We start from the raw sequence: 19,580 nt of genomic DNA, 5'->3' as shown, positions 1-19,580 counted from the left end.
GGCGTAAAGGTAAGAGCGGCGGCGGGCGGAGCCCGAGCGCAGACAGCGCCGTGTTCGGATCGGCGGACGCGGGCTAGCCGGGAGGAACAGGAATGGCGGACAGGCGGCCACCCCTCGCCTCGAGCTCCGGCGCGATCGGCGAGCCGGGCGATCCCGTCGCCGGCCGGCTGCCGCTGATCTGGACGATCAGCGTCATCCTGGTCGTCATTCTCGCCGGCGGCCTGTTCGGCTACGATCAGGGCGTGATCTCGGGCGCCCTGCTCGGCATCCAGAAGGAGTTCACCCTTCGCTCGCTCGCGCTCGAGATCGTGACCAGCTGGGTGACGCTCGGGGCGTTGTTCGGCTCGCTCGCGGGCGGCTGGACCGCCGACCATTTCGGCCGGAAGTCGGCGCTGATCGCCGCTGCGGTCCTGTTCGTCGCCGGCGCTGCGGTCGAGGCCTTTGCGCCGAACGTTCCCGTTCTCCTCGCCGGACGATTGCTGGTCGGGTTCGGCGTCGGCGTGGCGGCGGTCGCCGCGCCGCTCTACGCGGCCGAACTCGCGCCGGCCGAGCAGCGCGGCCGGTTCATCTCCTCCTACCAGCTCGCCATCACCGTCGGCATCTTCCTCGCCTATTTCGTCGACGAGGCGCTCGCCGGCGCGCAGGGATGGCGATGGATGCTGGGGTTGTCGGCGGCGCCCGGCGTCATGCTGCTGCTCGCGGTCCTTCCGGCCGCCGAATCGCCGCGCTGGCTGCTCAAGACGGGGCGGGTCGACGACGCGCGCCGCACCCTGACGAAACTCAGGCCGGGCGTCGACGTCGAGGCGCGGCTGAAGGCGATGGAAGCCGCGCTCCGGACGGAGGATCAGACGGCGTCCTGGGGCGACGTGTTCGCCCGCCGTTGGCGCAAGCCGCTCCAGGTCGGCCTCGGCCTCGCGATCCTGCAACAGATCACCGGCATCAACGCGATCATCTATTATTCCGACCGCATTTTCGCCGAGGCCGGCTTCACCACGCCGGCCGCGCAGACCGACGCCACCACCTGGGCGATCGGCGCCGTCAACGTTCTGGCGACCTTCATCGCCATCGCCTTCATCGACCGGATCGGCCGCCGGCCGTTGCTGCTCGCCGGCCTCGTCGGCATGGGCGTCAGCCTCACGGCGGTCGGCTTCGCCTTCCTGCAATTGCGCGCCATGGGTCCGGGCGAGCGCGGGGCCACGGGGCTCGTGACGCTGGCGGCGCTGGTCGTGTTCATCATCTCGTTCGCCTTCTCGCTCGGCCCGGTCACCTGGACGGTGATCAACGAGATCTATCCCGGCGTCGTGCGCGGACGCGCGGTGGCGGTCGCGACCGCGGTCAACTGGGGCGCCGCCTTCCTGGTCAGCGAGTTCTTTCTCACGCTCGTCACGCGCATCGGCGACGCGCTGACCTTCTGGCTGTTCGCGCTGTTCTGCGCACTCGGCTTCGTCTGGGTCTATTTCCGGGTGCCGGAGACGCGGGGCCGGTCGCTGGAACAGATCGAACGATTCTGGGAGGCCGGACCGTGAGCGCGGCGCGCCGGCTGCGCGCGCCGCCTACGCCGCCGTCAGCTTCGCCGCCGCCGCCGCGTCGAGAAGCCACAGCGCGCGCGAATCGACCGGCCGGATCGCCTGCGCCGGCAGGACCTCGGGATCGCGAGGCCCCTGCAGCACGCGCGCCAGCACCTCGGCCTTGTCCGCGCCGGCGACGATGAAGGCGACCCGCCGCGCGGCGTTGATCGCCGGCGGCGTCAGCGTCAGCCGCCACATGCCGACCACCTCGACATAGGCGGCGACGACGGTGCGCTCGGTCTCCTCGAGCGCCGCGAGGCCGGGAAAGAGCGAGGCGGTGTGGCCGTTGTCGCCGAGACCGAGGAGCGCAAGGTCGAGCCGGCCGTCCGGGCCGAGGGCCCTGGCCAGTTCCTCGGCATAGGCGGCGGCCGCCGCCCGCGGCGGGTCCTCTCCGCGCATCCTGAGCACGTTCTCCGGCGGGATCGGGACATGGTCGAGGAGCGCGGCGCGCGCCATGCCGTAGTTCGAGCGCGGGTCGTCGGGCGGAACGCAGCGCTCGTCGCCGAAGGCGACGAGGATGCGGCCCCAGTCGAGGCCCGGCGCCGCCGCGAGGCGCGCATAGATCGGCTTGGGCGTGTTTCCCCCGGACAGGGCGATGGAAAACCGTCCTCGGCGCGCGATCGCCTCGGCAGCCTCCCGGGCGACGAAGTCCGCGGCGCCGGCGACGAACGCCCCGGCGTCGGGATAGACGATCGCGTCGGCGACCGAGCCGTCGGGGGCCGTGATGACGAGCGATGTCGGCATGGCGCGTTCCTCCTGCCTGCCTATCGGGAGCCGTCGGCGCCGGAGGGGACCGGATCTCGCCACGGTCCGTCCGCGCCCAGCAGCGCCTCGGCGGCCTCCGGACCCCACGTTCCCGGCTCGTATTCGATCACCGGCGGCGGGTTGGCGAGGATCGGCTCGACGACGCGCCATTGCGCGTCGACGATGTCCTCGCGGCTGAACAATTCGCCGTCGCCGCGCATCGCGTCGCCGAGCAACCGCTGATAGGGCGGCATGTCGGCGGCGGCCTGCTCGCGGAGCGCCAGTTCGACCGGCTCGCCGGTCATTTTCTCGCCGGGGCGCTTGACCTTGAGGCCGAGCGCGACGGAGACGTCCGGGCTCAGCCGGAAGCGCATATGGCCGACGGCCGGATCGGCTTCCGCGAAGACCGGTCGCGGCGGCGTCTGAAAGTCGACCAGCACCTCGGCGGCCGTCACCGGCAGGCATTTGCCGGCGCGAATGTAGATCGGCACGCCCGACCAGCGCCAGCTGTCGACGAAAAGCTTGACGGCGACGTAGGTCTCGACGCCGGAATCGGGCTTCACCCCGGGGACGGAGCGATAGCCGCGATACTGGCCGCGCACGATCGACCCGGCGTCGAGCGGGCGCACCGCCTTGAGCAGCGCAGCCTTCTGGTCGCGCGAGGCCTCGTGGTCTTCTCCGGTCGGCGGGTCCATCATCAGGTTGGCGAGCACCTGGAGCATGTGGTTCTGCACCACGTCGCGCAGCGCCCCGGTGGCGTCGTAGAACGCGCCGCGGTCCTGCACGCCGAACGACTCGGCCATGGTGATCTGGATCGAGCGCACGGACTGCCGGTTCCACAGCGGCTCGAAAATCGCATTGGCGAAGCGGGTATAGACGATATTCTGCACCGGCTCCTTGCCGAGGTAGTGGTCGATGCGGAAAATCGCCTCTTCGGGAAAGTGCGCGCTGAGGATGCGGTTCAGCGCCGCCGCCGACCCGCGATCGTGTCCGAACGGTTTTTCGACCACGAGCCGGGCGTTCTCGGCGAGGCCCGCCTTGGCGAGCGCGGAGACGACGACGCCGAACAGCGAGGGCGGGATCGCGAGATAGTGCAGCGGACGCTTCGCCCCGGCGAGCGCCTGCCCGAGCTGCGCGAAGGTGTTCGGGTCGTTGTAGTCGCCGTCGACGTATCGGAGCAGAGACAGGAGCCTGGCGAGCGCCGCCGGGTCGGCGCCGCCGTGCTCATTGAGGCTTTCCGTCGCGCGGGCCTTCAGTTGCTCGAGCCCCCACCCGGCCTTGGCGACCCCGACGATGGGCACGTCGACCCCCTCGTCGCGGACGAGCCCGAGCAGGGCGGGGAAGATCTGCTTCTTGGCGAGATCGCCGGTCGCGCCGAAGAAGACGATGGCGTCCGATTGCGGCTCGGTCATTCACGCCCCCTCCGGCTTCTCGTGGTGGCCGCCGAACTCGAAGCGCATCGCCGACATCAGCTTGTCGGCGTATTCGGCCGCGCCGCGCGATTCGAACCGGCCGAACAGGGCGGCGCTCAGCACCGGCGCCGGCACGCCCTCGTCGATCGCCGCCTGAAGCGTCCAGCGGCCCTCGCCCGAATCGGAGACGCGGCCGGCGAAATGGCCGAGCGACGGGTCGCCGCGCAAGGCCGACGCCGTCAGGTCGAGGAGCCACGAGCCGACGACGCTGCCCCGCCGCCACACCTCGGCCACGCGCGCCACGTCGATGTCGAACTTGTAGAGGTCCGGATGGCGCAGCGGCGTCGTCTCGGCGTCCGCTACCTGGTCCTTCATCCCGACGTTGGCGTGGCGCAGCACGTTGAACCCTTCGGCGTAGGCCGCCATCAGGCCGTATTCGATGCCGTTGTGGACCATCTTGACGAAGTGTCCGGCGCCGTTCGGGCCGCAGTGGAGATACCCCTGCTCCGCCTGATCGGGCTCGCCCGTCGCGCCCGGGGTTCGCGGCGCGGCGGCGACGCCGGGCGCGAGCGCGCGGAAGATCGGATCGAGACGGGTCACGATCGCCGTCTCCCCGCCGATCATGTGACAATAGCCGCGCTCCTTGCCCCAGACGCCGCCGGAAACCCCGACGTCGACGTAGTGCAGGCCCTTCCCCCCGAGCTCCGAGGCGCGGCGGATGTCGTCGTGATAATAGGAGTTGCCGCCGTCGATCACGGTGTCGCCGGGCTCGAGGAGCGGGACGAGACTGGCGAGCACCGGATCGACGACCGCCGCCGGAACCATGAGCCAGACGGCCCGCGGCTTTTCCAGCCCGGCCACGAGTTCCTTCAGGCTGGCCGCGCCGTGCGCGCCGCGCGAGGCGAGGTCCTTCACCGCATCCGCGTGCGCGTCGTAGACCACCAGTTCATGGCCCGCCTTCATCAGGCGTTCGACCATGTTCGCGCCCATGCGTCCCAATCCGATCATGCCGAGTTGCATCGTTCCGCTCCTGTAACTTCGCTGGGCCGAGCCCCGGCCACCGCCGGGCCCGCGTCAATGGTCCGCGTCGCGTCCGCGACGGTCTTTCGGGGGAAGAGCCGAATCGCTTCGCGCCCACCGCCATCCCGCCGGCATACCGGCGCCGCGCGTCGCCAGAATGAAGGTCGCCAGAATGAAGAAAGCGTTCCGAGTGTACGGCATCTCGGTCGAACCGAGAACAAGGGGGCGATCGTTTTCCACTTCACCCCCGATTTCCACCGGCCGTTGGATCGGCTCGGCTAGCGGTTATGACTCGACTCGGAAAGTCGTGCCAGCCGGGATTCGAAGTCGAGTACGGGAAAAATCACATGCGACAGCGCGATGTCATAGCCCTTCTCGGCGGCGCGCCGCCGGCGCCGCTCGGCCTGTCGCCGGCGTTCGCGCGACGGCCGGCGCGGATTGCCTAGCCCGCGAACAGGGCGGTGTAGGCGGCGGTCAGCTTCGTGGTCTGGCGCTCCCAAGAGAGTTCGCTCTCGATCCGGCGGCGGCCGATCTCGCCCGCTGTCGCCCGCAGCAGCGGGTCGGCGAGCAGCGCCAGGATCTTGTCGGCGAAATCGATCGGGTCGTTCGGCTTGGCGTAGAGCGACGCCTCTCCCGCCGACACGCGCCCCTCGTCGACGTCGAACTGGACGATCGGCTTCTTCATCGCCATGTACTCGAGAATCTTGTTCATGGTGGAGAGGTTGTTCATCGGATTGACGCGGTCCGGGTTGACGCAGACGTCGGCGGTCGACAGCACCGAGAACAATTCGTCGTCGGGCACGCGCCCGAGGAAAGTCACGCAATCGGAGAGGCCCATCGCGTCCGACTTTTCCTGCATCCGCTTTCGGCTCGGGCCGTCGCCGACCAGAACGAACTGGACGTCGTCGCGGCCGAGATCGAACACGATGCGCTGCGCCGAGGCGAGGAGGAGGTCGATGCCTTCCTGGTCGCCGATCACCCCGACGAACCCGACGAGAAAGGTCCGGCCGTTCTTCCACTTCGGATCGACCGGCATGATGCGGACACGGCGCAGGTCGGGCCCGCTGCGCACCACGAAGACCTTGTCGGGATGCTTGCCGCCGCGCTCGATCGCGATCTTGCGATAGCTCTCGTTGGTCGAGATGACGATGTCGGCGCTGGCGAAGGTCAGGCGCTCGAACAGCACGAGCAGCCTCCAGAAGAACCCGCGCTTGTTGAATTTCGCCTCGAACAGCTCCGGATTGATGTCGTGGTGATCGAACAGGTACTTCTTGCCCAGCAGCTTGAACGGCAGCGCGACGAGGAAGATCAGATCGGGCGGATTGCAGCCGTGAATGACGTCGAATCCGCGCTGGAAATAGGCGCGCCAGGCGAGGCGCATCTCGTGAAACAGCGCCGCGGCGTATTCGCTCAGATATCCGGCCGGCGAGTCGCCTTCGGCCGGAAGGTCGTGGCGATAGATATGAACCCCCTCGATCGTCTCCTCGTCCGCTTCGTAGCCCTTGCCCTTCGGGCAGATGACGGAGACCTGGGCGCCGGCGGCGACCAGCGCCAGAGATTCCTGCCACACCCGCCGGTCGAATGGGACGGGCAGGTTCTCGACGATGACGAGGATCTTCCGCCCGAGCAGCGCGGCGCCGTCACGGGCTTCGGGCGACAGCCCCTGTTGCGTCTTCAAACCCGCTTCCCCCCCTCGTGCGGCGGTGTCCGTCGCGGCGCCTCCGCGCGCGCGCGAACGAGGCTCGAGATTCGACGCCGCGACGGACAGGCCAGGCGTGTTCGGCTTCACCCACGGCCTCCCGGCGTTACAAAGCGTAAAAGTCGAGGACAGTGGCGCAATTGAGCGACAATCTGTCCGCGGAGCCGTTCGTGTCGACGACGAGATCGAAGGGACGGCTTTCCGCGGTCGCCTTGTCGATCAGGAGGTCGTTCAGGCGGGGCAGGTGTGTGTAGGCGTAGCCGAGATTCTGCCCCAACAGATGTTCCGGCCTGAGCGACGGGTCGAAAATCGACAGGGCATACCCCCCCTGAAGCAGCTTCCGGGCGAGATCGATGTTGGGGCTTTCGCGCAGGTCGTCGGTGTCCGACTTGAACGCGAGCCCCAGCATCAGCACGCTCGCGCCCTCCGGCAGCGCCTTGACCGCCCGGCTAAACAGGAAATGCTTGTGCGCGTCGTTCGACCGCATCAGCGAGTCGATGACATGGGTGTTTGCGCCGATATCGTTGGCGATGTATTGCAGCGCGCGCACGTCCTTGGGGAGGCAGGATCCGCCGAACGGCCCGCCCGGCCGGAGATAGTAGGGCGAGATGTTCAGTTTGGTGTCCGAGACGAAAATCTTGTGGACGACCTTGGCGTCGATGTCCAGCTTGACGCAAATGCGCCCGATTTCGTTCGCATAAGCCACTTTTAGGGCGTGGAAACTGTTGTCGACGAACTTGGTCAATTCCGCTTCGCGATACTTGACCGTGAACGTCTGGGCGGACAGGTTCCTGTTCAACGCCTCGACGCGCGCCGACGGAGCGCCGTCAGCGGTGCCGATGACGATCTTGGGCGGATTGAAGAAGTCCTTGACCGCGGAAGCCTCCCGCATGAACTCCGGATTGTAGACCACCTCGATCGCATCGCGCGCATCGCCGAGCGCGGAGGCGAAGATCGGCAGGATCAGGCCTTCGACCGTGCCGGGGCGGATCGTACTCCGGTAGACGACCGTAAATTTTTCCTTCCGGCCGGCCGCGCGCACGCCGTCGGCGAGTTGCCGCGTGACTTCGGCGATGTCGCGCATGTTGTGCGAGCCGTCGGCGGCGCTGGGGGTTCCCACGCACACGATCGCCATGTCGCAGTCCCGCGCCGGTTCGAGAGGATTGCTCGTGCATCGCAAGCGCCTGCTCGCCATGGCTTCGGCGAGCATCTGATCGAGGCCCGGCTCCCGAATCGGGGAGACGCCGGACATGATCTGGCGGATCTTGTGCTCGCTGACGTCGACGCCGACGATGTCGTGCCCCTCGCTCGCGAGGCAGATGGCTCCCGTCAGACCGACATATCCGAGACCGTAAACGGCTATTCTCATGATATCTCCTGTTTCAGCGGGACTCGCGGACCAGCGCGCGCGAAGCGGCACGAACTGGCCAGGAGCGTGTAAATGGGCTCACCTATTCTCGTTCGCCGGGCCATTCACATATTCGTGAGCCGGGGAGAGGCTCCGGCGCGCGGGCGTCCTGAGCGCGAAAAGCGGCTCAACCTCCCTCCCCGGCCAACCCCCTGCCGACGCAGACATACCGGAAGCCTAGCGCCCGCATTGTTTTAATCGGGTAAATATTGCGCAGGTCGATCACCACGGGCTTGCCGAGCGCCGCCTTGACCTTTTGCAGGTCGAGGGCGCGGAACTCGTCCCATTCGGTGATCACGACGGCCGCGTCCGCCCCGGCGAGGCATGCATAGGCATTGTCGGCGAACTCGACCCCCGAAAGCAGGGCGCGCGCGGCCTTCACCCCCTCGGGATCGTATGCGACAATGTGCGCGCCCGCGGCCTGCAATTCCGGAACGATCACGAGGCTCGGCGCGTCGCGCATGTCGTCGGTCTTCGGCTTGTAGGTCAGCCCGAGCACCGCGATCCGCTTGCCGGCGACCGAGCCCCCGCAGGCGCGCTCGATCTTGCGCGCCATCGCGATCTTGCGCTTCTCGTTGACGTCGACCAGCGTCTCGACCAGCCGGATCGGCGCCTTGGCCTCGATGGCGAGCTTGGTCAGCGCAAGCGTGTCCTTGGGAAAGCAGGAGCCGCCGAAGCCCGGCCCGGGATTGAGGAACTTGGCCCCGATGCGGTCGTCGAGGCCGATGCCGCGCGACACGTCGAGCACGTCGGCGTCCACCTGTTCGCACAGATCGGCGATCTCGTTGATGAAGGTCACCTTCATGGCGAGAAACACGTTGGCGGCGTACTTGATCATTTCCGCGCTGCGCCGGGTGGTGTAGAGGATCGGCCCGGCGTTCCGCTCGATCGGCCGATAGATTGCGTGCATCACGGAGCGCCCCCGGTCGTCCTCGACGCCGACGATCACCCGGTCGGGATGCTTGAAGTCCTCGATCGCCGCGCCTTCGCGCAGGAACTCCGGGTTCGAGACGACGGCGAACCTGTCCTTCGGCAGACGCGCGGCGAGGATTTTCTCCACCTCGTCGCCCGACCCGACCGGCACCGTCGACTTGATGACGACGACGGTGAAGCCCTCGATCACCTCGGCGATCGCGCGCGCCGCATCGTACACGTAGCGCATGTCGGCCGAGCCGACTTCCGCCAGCGACGGCGTCCCGACCGCGATGAACACCGCGTCGGCTCCCTCGACGGCGTCCTTCAGGCTGGTGGAGAAAGAGAGCCGTCCCGAGGCCTGGTTGGCGAGAAGCAGCTCGCCGAGGCCGGGCTCGTAAATCGGAACGGCGCCGAGACGAAGTTTGGCGATCTTCTCTTCTTCTTTGTCGACGCAGACCACCTCGTGTCCGAAATCGGCGAGGCAGGTTCCCGACACCAGTCCAACATAGCCTGCGCCGACCATCACGATACGCATTGTCAACACCTTGCGCCACGACAGAGCGCCGCAGTCATAGACGATTCCCCCGCTTTGCCAAGACGCGGGCCGCTCGCCGGCCAGGGGCGGATTGACGCGCTTTGCCCGCCCCGCTAAGCGGTCCGAGTCTTCCCTTCGCACCTGCAAAAGCTCCGCATGGCCGTTTACACTGAGGTTTCGGACGAGGCGCTGACCGAATTTCTCGCCCTCTACGACGTCGGCTCGGTCGTCTCGTTCAAGGGCATCGCGGAGGGCGTCGAGAACTCCAATTTTCTTCTGCGCACGACGAAGGGCCAATTCATCCTGACGTTGTACGAGAAGCGCGTCGCGGCGGCGGACCTGCCGTTCTTCGTCGGGTTGATGGAGCATCTGTCCCGGCGCGGCGTGACCTGCCCGCAGCCGGTGCGCAACCGGGCGGGCGAGGCGCTGGGAACGCTCGCGGGCCGTCCCGCCGCGATCGTCACCTTTCTCGACGGCCTGTGGATCCGCCGGCCCAATGTCCGGCACTGCGCCGGCGTCGGCGAGGCGATGGCGCGGATGCACCTGGCGGGCGCGGACTTTTCCCTGCGGCGGGAAAACGCGCTGTCGCTCGCCGGCTGGCCGCCGCTGTTCCACGCCGCCGAGGCGCAAGCCGATTCGGTGGCGCCGGGCTTGCGGGACGAGGCCGCGACCGAACTCGCCTTCCTCGCGGCGCGCTGGCCGAACCGCCTGCCGGGCGGCGTCATCCACGCCGACCTGTTCAACGACAACGTGTTCTTTCTCGCCGAAAGACTGTCCGGGCTGATCGACTTCTATTTCGCCTGCAACGACGCCTTCGCCTACGACCTCGCCATTTGTCTGAGCGCCTGGTGCTTCGAGCCGGACAATGCCTTCAACGTGTCGAAGGGCCAGGCGCTGATCTCGGCCTACGAGCGGGTGCGCCGGCTGGGCGACGACGAGGTCGCGGCGCTGCCGCTGCTCGCGCGCGGCGCCGCGCTGCGGTTCCTGCTGACGCGGCTGGTCGACTGGCTGAACGTGCCCGCCGGCGCCAAGGTCGCGCCGAAGAACCCGCTCGAATATCGCGACAAGCTGCGCTTCCACCAGCGCGTGCGCTCGGCCGCCGACTACGGCCTCGTCCGGTGACGGAACGGGTGGCGATCTGGACCGACGGCGCCTGCTCGGGCAACCCGGGCCCGGGCGGCTGGGGCGCGGTGCTGCGCTGGGGCGAGCACGAGAAGGAGCTGAAGGGCGGCGAACAGCTCACCACCAACAACCGCATGGAGCTGATGGCGGCGATCGCGGCGCTCGAGTCGCTCAAGCGTCCGTGCCCGGTGAGCCTGCACACCGATTCGCAGTATCTGCGCGGCGGCGTCACCGGCTGGCTCAAGGGCTGGAAGCGCAACGGCTGGCGCACGGCCGACAAGAAGCCGGTCAAGAACGAGGACCTCTGGCGCCGCCTCGACGACGCGGCCCAGCGCCACGACGTCGACTGGCTGTGGGTCAAGGGGCACGCCGGCGACGAACTCAACGAGCGCGCCGACCGGCTCGCGCGCGACGGCATGGCGCCGTTCCTGGGGCGGCGCCGGGGCTGACTCTCCCGGACTTGGTCCAGTGAACGTGGTCATGGTCCGCCGGCGCAAGACGGCCAGCGGTGACAATTGACTTGCAGGTCGCATGCGACCATCTTTTTCGCATGTCGACGATGATCCAGATCCGCAACGTTCCGGAAATCCTGCATCGAAAGCTCAAGGCGCGCGCCGCGATCGCCGGCAAGTCGTTGTCCGACTATCTCCTGACCGAGATCGCCGAGGCGGCCGAGCGGCCGACGATCAACGAGTTGCGCGCGCGCCTCGCCGAGCGCGCGCCGGTGTCGCCGACGCCTGAGCCCGCGCAAGCCGTGCGCGAGGAGCGCGACGGCCGGTGATCGTCGTCGACGCGTCCGCGCTCCTGGAGTTCCTCCTGCGCACGCCGGCCGCGTCGGCGGTCGAGGAGCGACTGTTCTCCGCCGGAGAAGCCCTGCACGCTCCCCATCTCGTCGATCTCGAGATCGCGCAGGTCCTGCGTCGCTACGTCCGTGGAGGACAGATGCCGGCAGGCCGCGGTCGCGAAGCGCTGGACGACCTCGGCGCGCTGCGTCTCGCACGCTGGCCGCATGACGCGCTCCTTCCCCGCGTTTGGGCGTTACGCGCCAATCTGACCGCTTATGACGCCGCCTATGTCGCGCTCGCCGAGGCGCTCGACGCGCCCCTCGTCACCCGCGACCGCCGCCTCGCCGCCGCTCCGGGTCTCCGAGCCCGCGTGGAAGTCTTGTGAAGGCGTCGGCTTCACCCCGGACGATCGTCGGCGCGACGCCCACCGTTTTCGGGGGCTTCTCGGTGACGCTCGCCCGGTCGATCTGAAGAGCTCGCGTTCGACAAGTCCTTGCCGGCCTCGCTGGTTTGTTCTATATTTGTTCTTACAAGGCAGCAACGAGGCCGCCCTTGTCCGAACTCCGTCGCTCTCCCACGGGCGCCCTCCGCCGCGCCCACGCCCCGAAAAGGCCGGGCGCCGGGGCGACCGCTGGTTCATCCCGGCGCCCACGCGCCGGCTCGGCGAAACGCTCCCGGTCGGCTTCGGCGCGATGGCGGGGGAGACCCTCGCGGCGATCGGCCCCGTGGCCGGGATCGCGCGCGAGTTCGACCGCCGTCACGGCTTCGAGCGGCGGCGCGTGCGGAAGTAACTGCCAACCCCGTCATTGCGAGGAGCGAAGCGACGAAGCAACCCATGCCGCCGCTTGCCTCCTGCGGAAAAAATCGCTCCGTCTTCTGCTCGCAACGAAGGGCGGCGGGACGATCAGAGGGCGCAACAGCAGCCCAGCGGCCCTGGATCGCTTCGCTTCGCTCGCGATGACGGCGCTGTTCGCTGCCGGCTTGGGAGTTACGTGCGGAACCAAAACGGGCCGCAAGGTCCTGAAAACTCTCGTTTCCGGAGCCGATGTGCCGGTCTCCTCCCCCTGGCGGTCCAGGGTCGCGAAGAGCGGACCCGGGACGCGAGCGCTGCGGACCGACCAAGCGCCTCGGCGACCGTCTTCCGCAAGGAAAGAGGCCGGGAGAGCGCGGAACCGGAAGTCGTCGCCGGTCTCTCCCTACGAGGGCGCCGTTGCCCGTCATCGCGAGGAGCCCGAAGGGCGACGTGGCGATCCAGAGCCGCATCCACGGACGCTGAGGAGCGGCGGTGCGCGTCAGGTCGCCATATTCGCCGTGCCCCCCCTGGATCGCCGCGTCGCTTCGCTCCTCGCGATGACGGGCAAGGGATCGTTTCGCTCGCCCCGGGAGTGACAGTCGCCCGGAAATTCCGTCGCAAACCCCTGAAAAGGCTGAAAACCGGCTCGGACGCAGCCCGTTCAGCCGAGCGGAAACCAGCAGGCGACGCGCCGCCCCTCGCCCGCCTCGGTCAGCGCCGGGGCGTCCTCGCCGCAGCGCGGCCGCGCCTGCGGGCAGCGCGGGGCGTAGGGGCAGCCCCGGCCGCTCGCGGGCGCGGGCGGGGCGGACAGCGGCGCGGCGGCTTTGGGCGCGCGGTCGAGCCGCGGCGTCGCGTCGACCAGTTCGCGGGTGTAGGGGTGCGCGGGCGACGCAAACAGCGCCGCCGTCGGCCCGGCCTCGACGATCTTTCCGCGGAACATCACCGCCGTGGTTTCGCAGATGTGGGCGACCACGGCGAGGTCGTGGCTGATCAGCAGGAAGGTGACGCCCGCGTCGCGCATCAGGTCGGTCATCAGGTTCAAGGCCTGCGCCTGCACCGACACGTCGAGCGCCGACACCGGCTCGTCGGCGATCACCAGCTTCGGCCGGGTGATCAGGGCGCGGGCGATGGCGATCCGCTGCCGCTGCCCGCCGGAAAACTCGTGCGGATAGTTCTGGGCGTCGCCGGGCCTCAGGCCCACCGCCTGAAGCTGGGCGGCGACGCGGGCGCGCCGCTCCGCCCGCGACACGCCCCCCTGCGCCGCCAGCGGCTCGGCGATGATCCGCTCCACCCGCATGCGCGGATCGAGCGAGCCAAAGGGGTCCTGGAAGATCATCTGCATGTGCGCCCGCTGGGCGCGCAGATCGCGGCGCCCGAGGTCGAACAGCGACCGCCCCTCGAGCCGGACCGCCCCCGCGTCGGGCCGGTCGAGGGCGAGCGCGATGCGGGCGAGCGTCGACTTGCCCGATCCCGATTCGCCGACGACGCCGAACGACCGTCCGGCGATCACCGCGAAGCTGACGCCGCTCAGCGCGGGCTTGAAGCCGTGCGCCGCGAACGGCCGCGGCCGCGGCAGCCGGTAGGCCTTGTGGACGTCGGCGACGTCGAGCAGCGGGGCCGCGCTCACGCCGCGTCCTCGAGTTCTGCCGCCCGGAAGCAGCGCGACACGTGGCCGGCGGCGAAGGCGATCGCCGGCGGGCGCGCGCTGCGGCAGACGTCGAGGGTCAGGGCGCAGCGGCCGGCGAACGGGCAGCCGGGGCCGACGTCGCGGTGGTGGGGCGGCGAGCCGGGGATCGTCTTCAGCCGCGCGCCGCGCGGCGCGCCGGGTTCGGGCCGCGCCTCGAGCAGCGCCCGCGTATAGGGGTTGCGCGAGCGGCGCAGCACGACGTCGGTCGGCCCGCTCTCGAGGATCAGCCCGCCGTACATGACGGCGACGCGGTCGCAATGGCCGGCCACCACCGCGAGATCGTGGCTGACGAGGATCAGCGCCATCCCCGATTCGGCGCGCAGACCGTCGAGCAGCGCCAGAATGCGCGCCTGGACGGTGACGTCGAGCGCAGTGGTCGGTTCGTCGGCGATGACGAGGCGCGGAGAGCAGCCGATCGCCATGGCGATCATCGCCCGCTGCCGCTCGCCGCCCGAGAGCTCGAACGGATAGGCCCGCGCCGCCCGCTCCGGATCGGCGAGGCGGACGTGCGCGAGCAGCCGCGCCGCTTCCGCCCCCGCCGCCCTGCGGCTCATGCCGCGATGCAGGACGAGCGGCTCGGCGACCTGCGCGCCGACCCGGACGAGCGGGTTCAGCGCCGTCATCGGCTCCTGAAAGATCATCGCGATCCGATCGCCGCGGATCCGCCGCATCGCGTCTTCGTCGAGGCCGACGAGCTCGCGGCCTTCGAAGCGGATCGAGCCGCCGACCCGCGCCAGCGGCGGCTGAAGCCCCATCAGCGCCAGCGCGGTCATCGTCTTGCCGGAGCCCGATTCGCCGACCACGCCGAGGCTCTCGCCCGCGCGCAGGCGGAAGGTCGCGCCGTCGACGAGGCGGACCGCGCGGTCCGCCGCCGGCAGGTCGACAGTCAGGTCCTCGACCGCGAGCAGCGTCACGACCGGCGCGCCCTGAGCTTCGGGTCGAGGGCGTCGCGCAGGCCGTCGCCGAGCAGGTTGAGGCCGAGCACGCTGAGCGCGATCGCCGCGCCCGGATAGATCGCCAGGCGCGGCGCGTTGTAGAGCACGGTCTGCGCGTCCGACAGCATCCGGCCCCACGACGGCTGCGGCGGCTGCGCGCCGAGCCCGAGATAAGAGAGCGCCGCCTCGGCGAGGATCGCGATCGCGAACTGGATCGTCGCCTGGACGATCAGGGCGGGCGCGATGTTGGGCAGCACGTGGTCGAAGGCGATCGCCACAGGCCCGCGCCCCGACGCGCGCGCGGCGAGCGCGTACTCGCGCGCGAGCGCCGAATTGGCGGTGGCGCGGGTGAGTTTGGCGATGATCGGCACGTTGGCGACGCCGATCGCGACGATCGCGTTGACCACGCCGGGGCCGAAGGCCGAGGTCAGCATGATCGCCGACAAGAGCGCCGGAAAGGCGAACACGAAGTCGCAGGCCTTCATGATCGCGTCCTCGGCGACGCCCTTCCGGAACGCGGCGAACAGCCCGAGCGCGACGCCGAACAGGAGCCCGATCCCGACCGCCACGACCCCGACCAGGATCGAGACGCGCGACCCGGCGAGAATCTGCGAGGCCACGTCGCGGCCGAGGGCGTCGGCGCCGAACCAGTGCGCGAGCGACGGCGGCGCGAGCTTGTGGGGAATGTCGATCGCCGCGGGCGGGTACGGCGTCCAGACGAGGGAAACCGCCGCCATCAGCAGCAGGGCGCCGGTCAGGACCGCCCCGAGCCACAGACTGAAGTTCCCGCGCAACAGGACCCTCATGCGGCGCGCTGCCTCAGCCGCGGGTCGATCGCCGCGCAGGCGACGTCGACGAGGAAGTTGAGCCCGATCACCAGAACCGCGATCAGCATCACGCCGTCCTCCACCACCAGCGTGTCGCGGTTCGAGATCGACTGCAGCATCAGGCGGCCGAGGCCCGGCAGGACGAACACGTTCTCGACCACGATCGCGCCGGCGATCAGGTTGGCGAACTGCAGGCCCATGATCGTCAGCACCGGAACGAGCGCGTTCGGGAGGGCGTGGCGCCAGAGCGCAGCGCGGCGGGACAAGCCCTTGGCGCGCGCGGTGCGCATGTAGTCCTCGTTCAGGGCCTCGAGCAGCGCCGACCGCGTGACGCGGGTGAGAATCGCCGCCTGCGCCACGCCGAGCGCGATCGCCGGCAGGATCAGGGCGGCGACCGCCCGGGCGGGATCGCCCCAGCCGGGGAAGCCGCCGGCGGGAACCAGGCGCAGCGTGACCGCGAACACGATCACCATCAGGATCGCGAGCCAGAAATTCGGCACCGCGAGGCCGATCTGGGTCAGGCCCATGACCGCCGCGTCGCCCGCGCGCCCGCGCCGGTCGGCGGCGTAGACTCCGGCGGCGAGCGCGATCGCCGCCGCCAGCGCCATCGCCATGGCGGCGAGCGGAAGACTGACGAGCAGGCTCGCCCCGATCAGGGGCGCGATCGCCGAGCCGTAGGCGGCCGAGACGCCGAGATCGCCGCGCGCCAGTCCGGCGATCCACCGCGCGTAGCGGACCGACAGCGGGAGGTCGAGGCCGAGCTTGTGCGACAGCGCCGCGACCGCCTCCGGCGTCGCGGTCGGCCCGAGCATCGTCTCGGCCGCGTCGCCCGGCAGGATTTCCATCACGGCGAACACCACCAGCGACGCGACGACCAGAGTCGCCGCGAGCACCGCCAACCGCTGCAGGAGAAAAAGCGCCATCGGTCGCGAGGCTAGTGCGGAACGCGAAGCCGGCGCAAGGCGCTACGGCGTCTTGGCGGCGAGGGCGGAGGCGAGGCGCAGCGAGATCTCCTGCGACAGCGCGCGGGCGAGGCGGATCTCCGCGTCGCGCGCCGCGCGCAGGTCGGCGTAACGCTGAGTCGTGCGGTCGTAGGCCGCCGCGGCGCTGGCCGCGCCCTTCACCACCTCCGCGCCGCCGTCGACCTTGGTCAGCGAATAGGTCGCGTCCCCCGTCATCGTGGCGGATGTGGCGACATTGATCTCGGAATTGACCGTCGGCGTTTGCGTGCCGGTGGAAACGGCCACCGTCAGGCGATATTTCGGCGTCGCCGCCGTCTGGCCCGTGCCGTTGAGGTCGGCGATCAGGTCCTCGCCGAGATAATGGCCGATGCGGGCGGGAATCGGCGCGACCTCGATCGCGCGCAGGTCCTCGACCAGCCCGGGATGCGCCGATTCGCCGTAGAGCGGCTGGAAACAGCCGGCCAGCCCCGACGCGAGCGCGAGCGCGGCGAGCGACGACGCAACCCTAGACCACGACATTGACGATCCTGTTCGGAACGATAATCACCTTGCGGACGGGCTTGTTATCCATCGCGCGGGCGACCGCGTCGAGAGCGAGGGCGGAACTTTCGATCGCCGGATTGCCGGCCTCGCGCGGAAGCGTCAGTTCGCCGCGCTTCTTGCCGTTGACCTGGACGACATAGGTCACGCTGTCGGAGACGATCAGCCCGCGATCGGCTTCGGGCCACGGCGAGCCGGACACGAAGCCGTCATGGCCGAGAACCTCCCAGCACTCCTCGGCCAGGTGCGGCATCATCGGCGCAAAACAATGGACCAGAATGTCGCCGGCTTCGGCGAAGGCATAAGCCAGATCGTCGGCGACCGGCGCGGCGTCGATCGCGCCGACGGCGGAGGACAGCGCATTGGCGAATTCGTAGATCTGGGCGATGCAGACGTTGAAGCGCAGCTTCTCGATTTCGTCCTCGATCCGGGCCAGCGCCGCGTGGGCGACCTGCCGGATGCGCTTCGCCTCCTCGCCGAACGCCTGCGGACGGGCCGGGCGCTCGGGCCCGACGACGCGCTCGATCTCGCACACGAGCCGCCACAGCCGCTGCGTCTGCTTGTAGGCGCCCTGAACGCCGGCCTCGGTCCAGATCACGTCGCGCTCGGGGGGCGAATCGGACAGCATGAACCAGCGCGCGGTGTCCGCGCCGTAGGTCTCGATGATCTCGTCCGGGTCGACGGTGTTGTGCTTCGACTTCGACATCTTCTCGACCGGGCCGATCTCGACCGGCTCGCCGGTGTCGATCATGATCGCGCGCCGCGCGCCGCCCTCAGCGTCGATCTGGACCTCATTCGGCGCCACCCACTGCCCGCAGCCGTCGCGGTAGGTCTCGTGCACCACCATCCCCTGAGTGAAGAGACCGGCGAACGGCTCGTCGATCCCGACGTGACCGCACTTGCGCATCGCGCGGGTGAAGAAGCGCGAGTAGAGCAGATGCAGGATCGCGTGTTCGATGCCGCCGATGTACTGATCGACCGGCAGCCAGTGGTTCGCCACCGCCGGGTCGGTCGGAGCGGTCTCGTTGGTCGGATCGGTGAAGCGGACGAAATACCAGGACGAGTCGACGAAGGTGTCCATCGTGTCGGTCTCGCGCCGCGCCGGTTTGCCGCAGCGCGGACAGGCGACGTGCTTCCAGGTCGGATGGCGGTCGAGCGGGTTGCCGGGCTGATCGAAGGTCACGTCCTCTGGCAGCCGCACCGGCAGGTCCGTCTCGGGAACGGGCACGACGCCGCAGTCCTCGCAATGGATCACCGGGATCGGGCAACCCCAATAGCGCTGGCGCGAGATTCCCCAGTCGCGCAGTTTGAAGTTCACCTGGCGCCGGGCCTGCGGCGCGTTGCCGATCGTGACCGCCTCGAGCCGGCGCGCGACCTCCTCCTTGGCCGCCTCGATCGTCATGCCGTCGAGGAAGCGCGAGTTGATCATCACGCCGTCGCCGTCGTAGGCGACCGTGTTGACGGTGAAGGTCGCCGGATCGACGTCCGGCGGACAGACGACCGGCGTCGCGCCGAGACCGTAGACGTTGACGAAGTCGAGGTCGCGCTGGTCGTGCGCCGGGCAGCCGAAGATGGCGCCGGTGCCGTAGTCCATCAGGATGAAGTTGGCGACATAGACGGGCAAGCGCCACTCGGGATCGAAGGGATGGAAGACCCTCAGGCCGATGTCGTAACCCTTCTTCTCCGCGGTCTCGATCGCCGCGACCGAGGTTCCGACTCTTCGGCACTCCTCGATGAAGGCCTGAAGCTTCGGATCGTGGCGCGCGGCTGCGGCCGCCAGCGGGTGATCTGGGGCGATCGCCATGAACTTCGCCCCGAACAGGGTGTCGGGGCGGGTGGTGTAGATCTCGAGCTCGTTCGTTCCCGGCTCGCCCTCGAGCGCGCCGACCGACGCCGGATCGATGACGAACCGGACCATCAGCCCCTCGGAGCGGCCGATCCAGTTGCGCTGCATCAGGCGCACCTTTTCCGGCCAGCGCTCGAGCCGGTCGAGGCTGGACAGCAGGTCCTCGGAAAAATCGGTGATCCTGAGGAACCACTGCGTCAGTTCGCGCTGCTCGACCACCGCGCCCGAGCGCCAGCCGCGTCCGTCAATCACCTGCTCGTTGGCGAGCACGGTGTGGTCGACCGGGTCCCAGTTGACCTTCGACTTCTTGCGCGCGACGAGCCCCGCCGCGAGGAAGTCGAGGAACAGCTTCTGCTGGTGGCGGTAGTAGCTCGGATCGCAGGTGGCGATCTCGCGCGACCAGTCGAGCGACAGGCCCATCGACTGCAATTGCGCCCGCATCGAATCGATGTTGGCGTAGGTCCAGGCCGCCGGATGGGTGTTGTTCTTCATGGCGGCGTTTTCCGCCGGCATGCCGAAGGCGTCCCAGCCCATCGGATGCAGGACGTTGAAGCCGCGGGCGCGTCGGAACCGCGCCACCACGTCCCCCATCGCGTAATTGCGCACGTGCCCCATATGGATGCGGCCGGACGGATAAGGGAACATTTCCAGGACGTAGTACTTCGGCCGCGGATCGGCGTTCAGCGTCCTGAAGACGCCCGCCTCGGACCAGGCCTTGCGCCATTTCGCTTCCGCTTCGCGCATGTTGTAGCGTTCAGGGCGCATCGCCGGGTGGTCTCGCA

At 69.2% G+C, this 19,580-nt stretch carries 17 protein-coding genes; 5 read left to right on the top strand and 12 right to left on the bottom strand.

The annotated features are described in order from the left end of the window. The first annotated feature begins 92 nt into the window (after positions 1-92). Positions 93-1,526, top strand: coding sequence for a sugar porter family MFS transporter (locus tag DFR50_RS07660; RefSeq protein ID WP_113888614.1), 1,434 nt, complete (start codon positions 93-95; stop codon positions 1,524-1,526). Positions 1,527-1,553: 27 nt separating this feature from the next. On the opposite strand, the gene pgl is transcribed toward DFR50_RS07660, so the two are convergent. The 6 genes from pgl to DFR50_RS07625 form a co-directional block, all read right to left on the bottom strand. After that, positions 1,554-2,312: a 6-phosphogluconolactonase gene (gene pgl / locus DFR50_RS07655; protein WP_113888613.1), complete on the bottom strand. Its 759-nt coding sequence runs from the start codon at positions 2,310-2,312 to the stop codon at positions 1,554-1,556. A 20-nt stretch (positions 2,313-2,332) separates the two neighbouring features. Then, positions 2,333-3,724 carry a glucose-6-phosphate dehydrogenase gene (gene zwf, locus DFR50_RS07650; RefSeq protein WP_113888612.1) on the bottom strand — a complete coding sequence of 464 codons (1,392 nt, stop codon included), beginning with the start codon at positions 3,722-3,724 and terminating at the stop codon, positions 2,333-2,335. Beyond that, positions 3,725-4,744, bottom strand: coding sequence for a phosphogluconate dehydrogenase (NAD(+)-dependent, decarboxylating) (gene gnd / locus DFR50_RS07645; protein ID WP_113888611.1), 1,020 nt, complete (start codon positions 4,742-4,744; stop codon positions 3,725-3,727). Positions 4,745-5,186: 442 nt separating this feature from the next. Beyond that, the gene (locus DFR50_RS07635; protein ID WP_245427440.1) at positions 5,187-6,422 is read right to left on the bottom strand and encodes a glycosyltransferase family 4 protein; all 1,236 of its coding nucleotides are present in this window, start codon (positions 6,420-6,422) and stop codon (positions 5,187-5,189) included. Between the two features lie 127 nt (positions 6,423-6,549). Continuing rightward, positions 6,550-7,812 carry a nucleotide sugar dehydrogenase gene (locus tag DFR50_RS07630; RefSeq protein ID WP_113888609.1) on the bottom strand — a complete coding sequence of 421 codons (1,263 nt, stop codon included), beginning with the start codon at positions 7,810-7,812 and terminating at the stop codon, positions 6,550-6,552. A gap of 166 nt (positions 7,813-7,978) precedes the next feature. After that, positions 7,979-9,301 (bottom strand): UDP-glucose dehydrogenase family protein, encoded by a 1,323-nt coding sequence (locus DFR50_RS07625; RefSeq protein ID WP_113888608.1) that lies wholly within the window; start codon positions 9,299-9,301, stop codon positions 7,979-7,981. A 156-nt stretch (positions 9,302-9,457) separates the two neighbouring features. Between DFR50_RS07625 and DFR50_RS07620 the strand changes: the two genes are divergently transcribed. The 4 genes from DFR50_RS07620 to DFR50_RS07605 all read left to right on the top strand — a co-directional run bounded on the left by DFR50_RS07620 (position 9,458) and on the right by DFR50_RS07605 (position 11,593). After that, positions 9,458-10,423, top strand: a complete 966-nt coding sequence (locus DFR50_RS07620) for a homoserine kinase (protein ID WP_113888607.1) — start codon at positions 9,458-9,460, stop codon at positions 10,421-10,423. Next, the gene (gene rnhA / locus DFR50_RS07615; protein ID WP_113888606.1) at positions 10,420-10,872 is read left to right on the top strand and encodes a ribonuclease HI; all 453 of its coding nucleotides are present in this window, start codon (positions 10,420-10,422) and stop codon (positions 10,870-10,872) included. Before DFR50_RS07620 ends, rnhA begins: the two co-directional genes overlap by 4 nt. A gap of 101 nt (positions 10,873-10,973) precedes the next feature. Then, the gene (locus tag DFR50_RS07610) at positions 10,974-11,204 is read left to right on the top strand and encodes a FitA-like ribbon-helix-helix domain-containing protein (protein WP_113888742.1); all 231 of its coding nucleotides are present in this window, start codon (positions 10,974-10,976) and stop codon (positions 11,202-11,204) included. Then, positions 11,201-11,593 carry a type II toxin-antitoxin system VapC family toxin gene (locus DFR50_RS07605; RefSeq protein WP_113888605.1) on the top strand — a complete coding sequence of 131 codons (393 nt, stop codon included), beginning with the start codon at positions 11,201-11,203 and terminating at the stop codon, positions 11,591-11,593. The genes DFR50_RS07610 and DFR50_RS07605 overlap by 4 nt, the downstream gene beginning before the upstream one ends. Before the next feature lie 1,069 nt (positions 11,594-12,662). Here the strand turns inward: DFR50_RS07605 and DFR50_RS07595 are convergent. From DFR50_RS07595 to leuS, 6 genes are read right to left on the bottom strand one after another with little or no spacing between them, the layout of a single operon-like run. Further along, positions 12,663-13,628 (bottom strand): oligopeptide/dipeptide ABC transporter ATP-binding protein, encoded by a 966-nt coding sequence (locus tag DFR50_RS07595; RefSeq protein ID WP_113888603.1) that lies wholly within the window; start codon positions 13,626-13,628, stop codon positions 12,663-12,665. After that, positions 13,625-14,602 carry an ABC transporter ATP-binding protein gene (locus tag DFR50_RS07590; RefSeq protein ID WP_113888602.1) on the bottom strand — a complete coding sequence of 326 codons (978 nt, stop codon included), beginning with the start codon at positions 14,600-14,602 and terminating at the stop codon, positions 13,625-13,627. Before DFR50_RS07590 ends, DFR50_RS07595 begins: the two co-directional genes overlap by 4 nt. Next, positions 14,599-15,429, bottom strand: a complete 831-nt coding sequence (locus DFR50_RS07585) for an ABC transporter permease (protein WP_113888601.1) — start codon at positions 15,427-15,429, stop codon at positions 14,599-14,601. The genes DFR50_RS07590 and DFR50_RS07585 overlap by 4 nt, the downstream gene beginning before the upstream one ends. After that, positions 15,426-16,373, bottom strand: a complete 948-nt coding sequence (locus DFR50_RS07580; RefSeq protein ID WP_113888600.1) for an ABC transporter permease — start codon at positions 16,371-16,373, stop codon at positions 15,426-15,428. Before DFR50_RS07580 ends, DFR50_RS07585 begins: the two co-directional genes overlap by 4 nt. A 42-nt stretch (positions 16,374-16,415) precedes the next feature. After that, positions 16,416-16,931 carry a hypothetical protein gene (locus DFR50_RS07575; RefSeq protein ID WP_113888599.1) on the bottom strand — a complete coding sequence of 172 codons (516 nt, stop codon included), beginning with the start codon at positions 16,929-16,931 and terminating at the stop codon, positions 16,416-16,418. Beyond that, positions 16,918-19,563, bottom strand: coding sequence for a leucine--tRNA ligase (gene leuS / locus DFR50_RS07570; RefSeq protein ID WP_113888598.1), 2,646 nt, complete (start codon positions 19,561-19,563; stop codon positions 16,918-16,920). Before leuS ends, DFR50_RS07575 begins: the two co-directional genes overlap by 14 nt. Between the last annotated feature and the right edge of the window lie 17 nt (positions 19,564-19,580).

Source organism: Roseiarcus fermentans (genome assembly GCF_003315135.1).
GTDB classification, from domain to species: domain Bacteria; phylum Pseudomonadota; class Alphaproteobacteria; order Rhizobiales; family Beijerinckiaceae; genus Roseiarcus; species Roseiarcus fermentans.
Note: the sequence above shows the minus strand (reverse complement) of the source record. Positions and strands in the feature narration are given on the sequence as shown.

Coding starts and splice junctions, on each gene's coding strand:
- DFR50_RS07660 (WP_113888614.1), top strand. CDS start 93: ATGGCGGACAGGCGGCCACCCCTCGCCTCGAGCTCCGGCGCGATCGGC.
- pgl (WP_113888613.1), bottom strand. CDS start 2,312: ATGCCGACATCGCTCGTCATCACGGCCCCCGACGGCTCGGTCGCCGAC.
- zwf (WP_113888612.1), bottom strand. CDS start 3,724: ATGACCGAGCCGCAATCGGACGCCATCGTCTTCTTCGGCGCGACCGGC.
- gnd (WP_113888611.1), bottom strand. CDS start 4,744: ATGCAACTCGGCATGATCGGATTGGGACGCATGGGCGCGAACATGGTC.
- DFR50_RS07630 (WP_113888609.1), bottom strand. CDS start 7,812: ATGAGAATAGCCGTTTACGGTCTCGGATATGTCGGTCTGACGGGAGCC.
- DFR50_RS07625 (WP_113888608.1), bottom strand. CDS start 9,301: ATGCGTATCGTGATGGTCGGCGCAGGCTATGTTGGACTGGTGTCGGGA.
- DFR50_RS07620 (WP_113888607.1), top strand. CDS start 9,458: ATGGCCGTTTACACTGAGGTTTCGGACGAGGCGCTGACCGAATTTCTC.
- DFR50_RS07610 (WP_113888742.1), top strand. CDS start 10,974: ATGTCGACGATGATCCAGATCCGCAACGTTCCGGAAATCCTGCATCGA.
- DFR50_RS07585 (WP_113888601.1), bottom strand. CDS start 15,429: ATGAGGGTCCTGTTGCGCGGGAACTTCAGTCTGTGGCTCGGGGCGGTC.
- DFR50_RS07580 (WP_113888600.1), bottom strand. CDS start 16,373: ATGGCGCTTTTTCTCCTGCAGCGGTTGGCGGTGCTCGCGGCGACTCTG.
- DFR50_RS07575 (WP_113888599.1), bottom strand. CDS start 16,931: ATGTCGTGGTCTAGGGTTGCGTCGTCGCTCGCCGCGCTCGCGCTCGCG.
- leuS (WP_113888598.1), bottom strand. CDS start 19,563: ATGCGCCCTGAACGCTACAACATGCGCGAAGCGGAAGCGAAATGGCGC.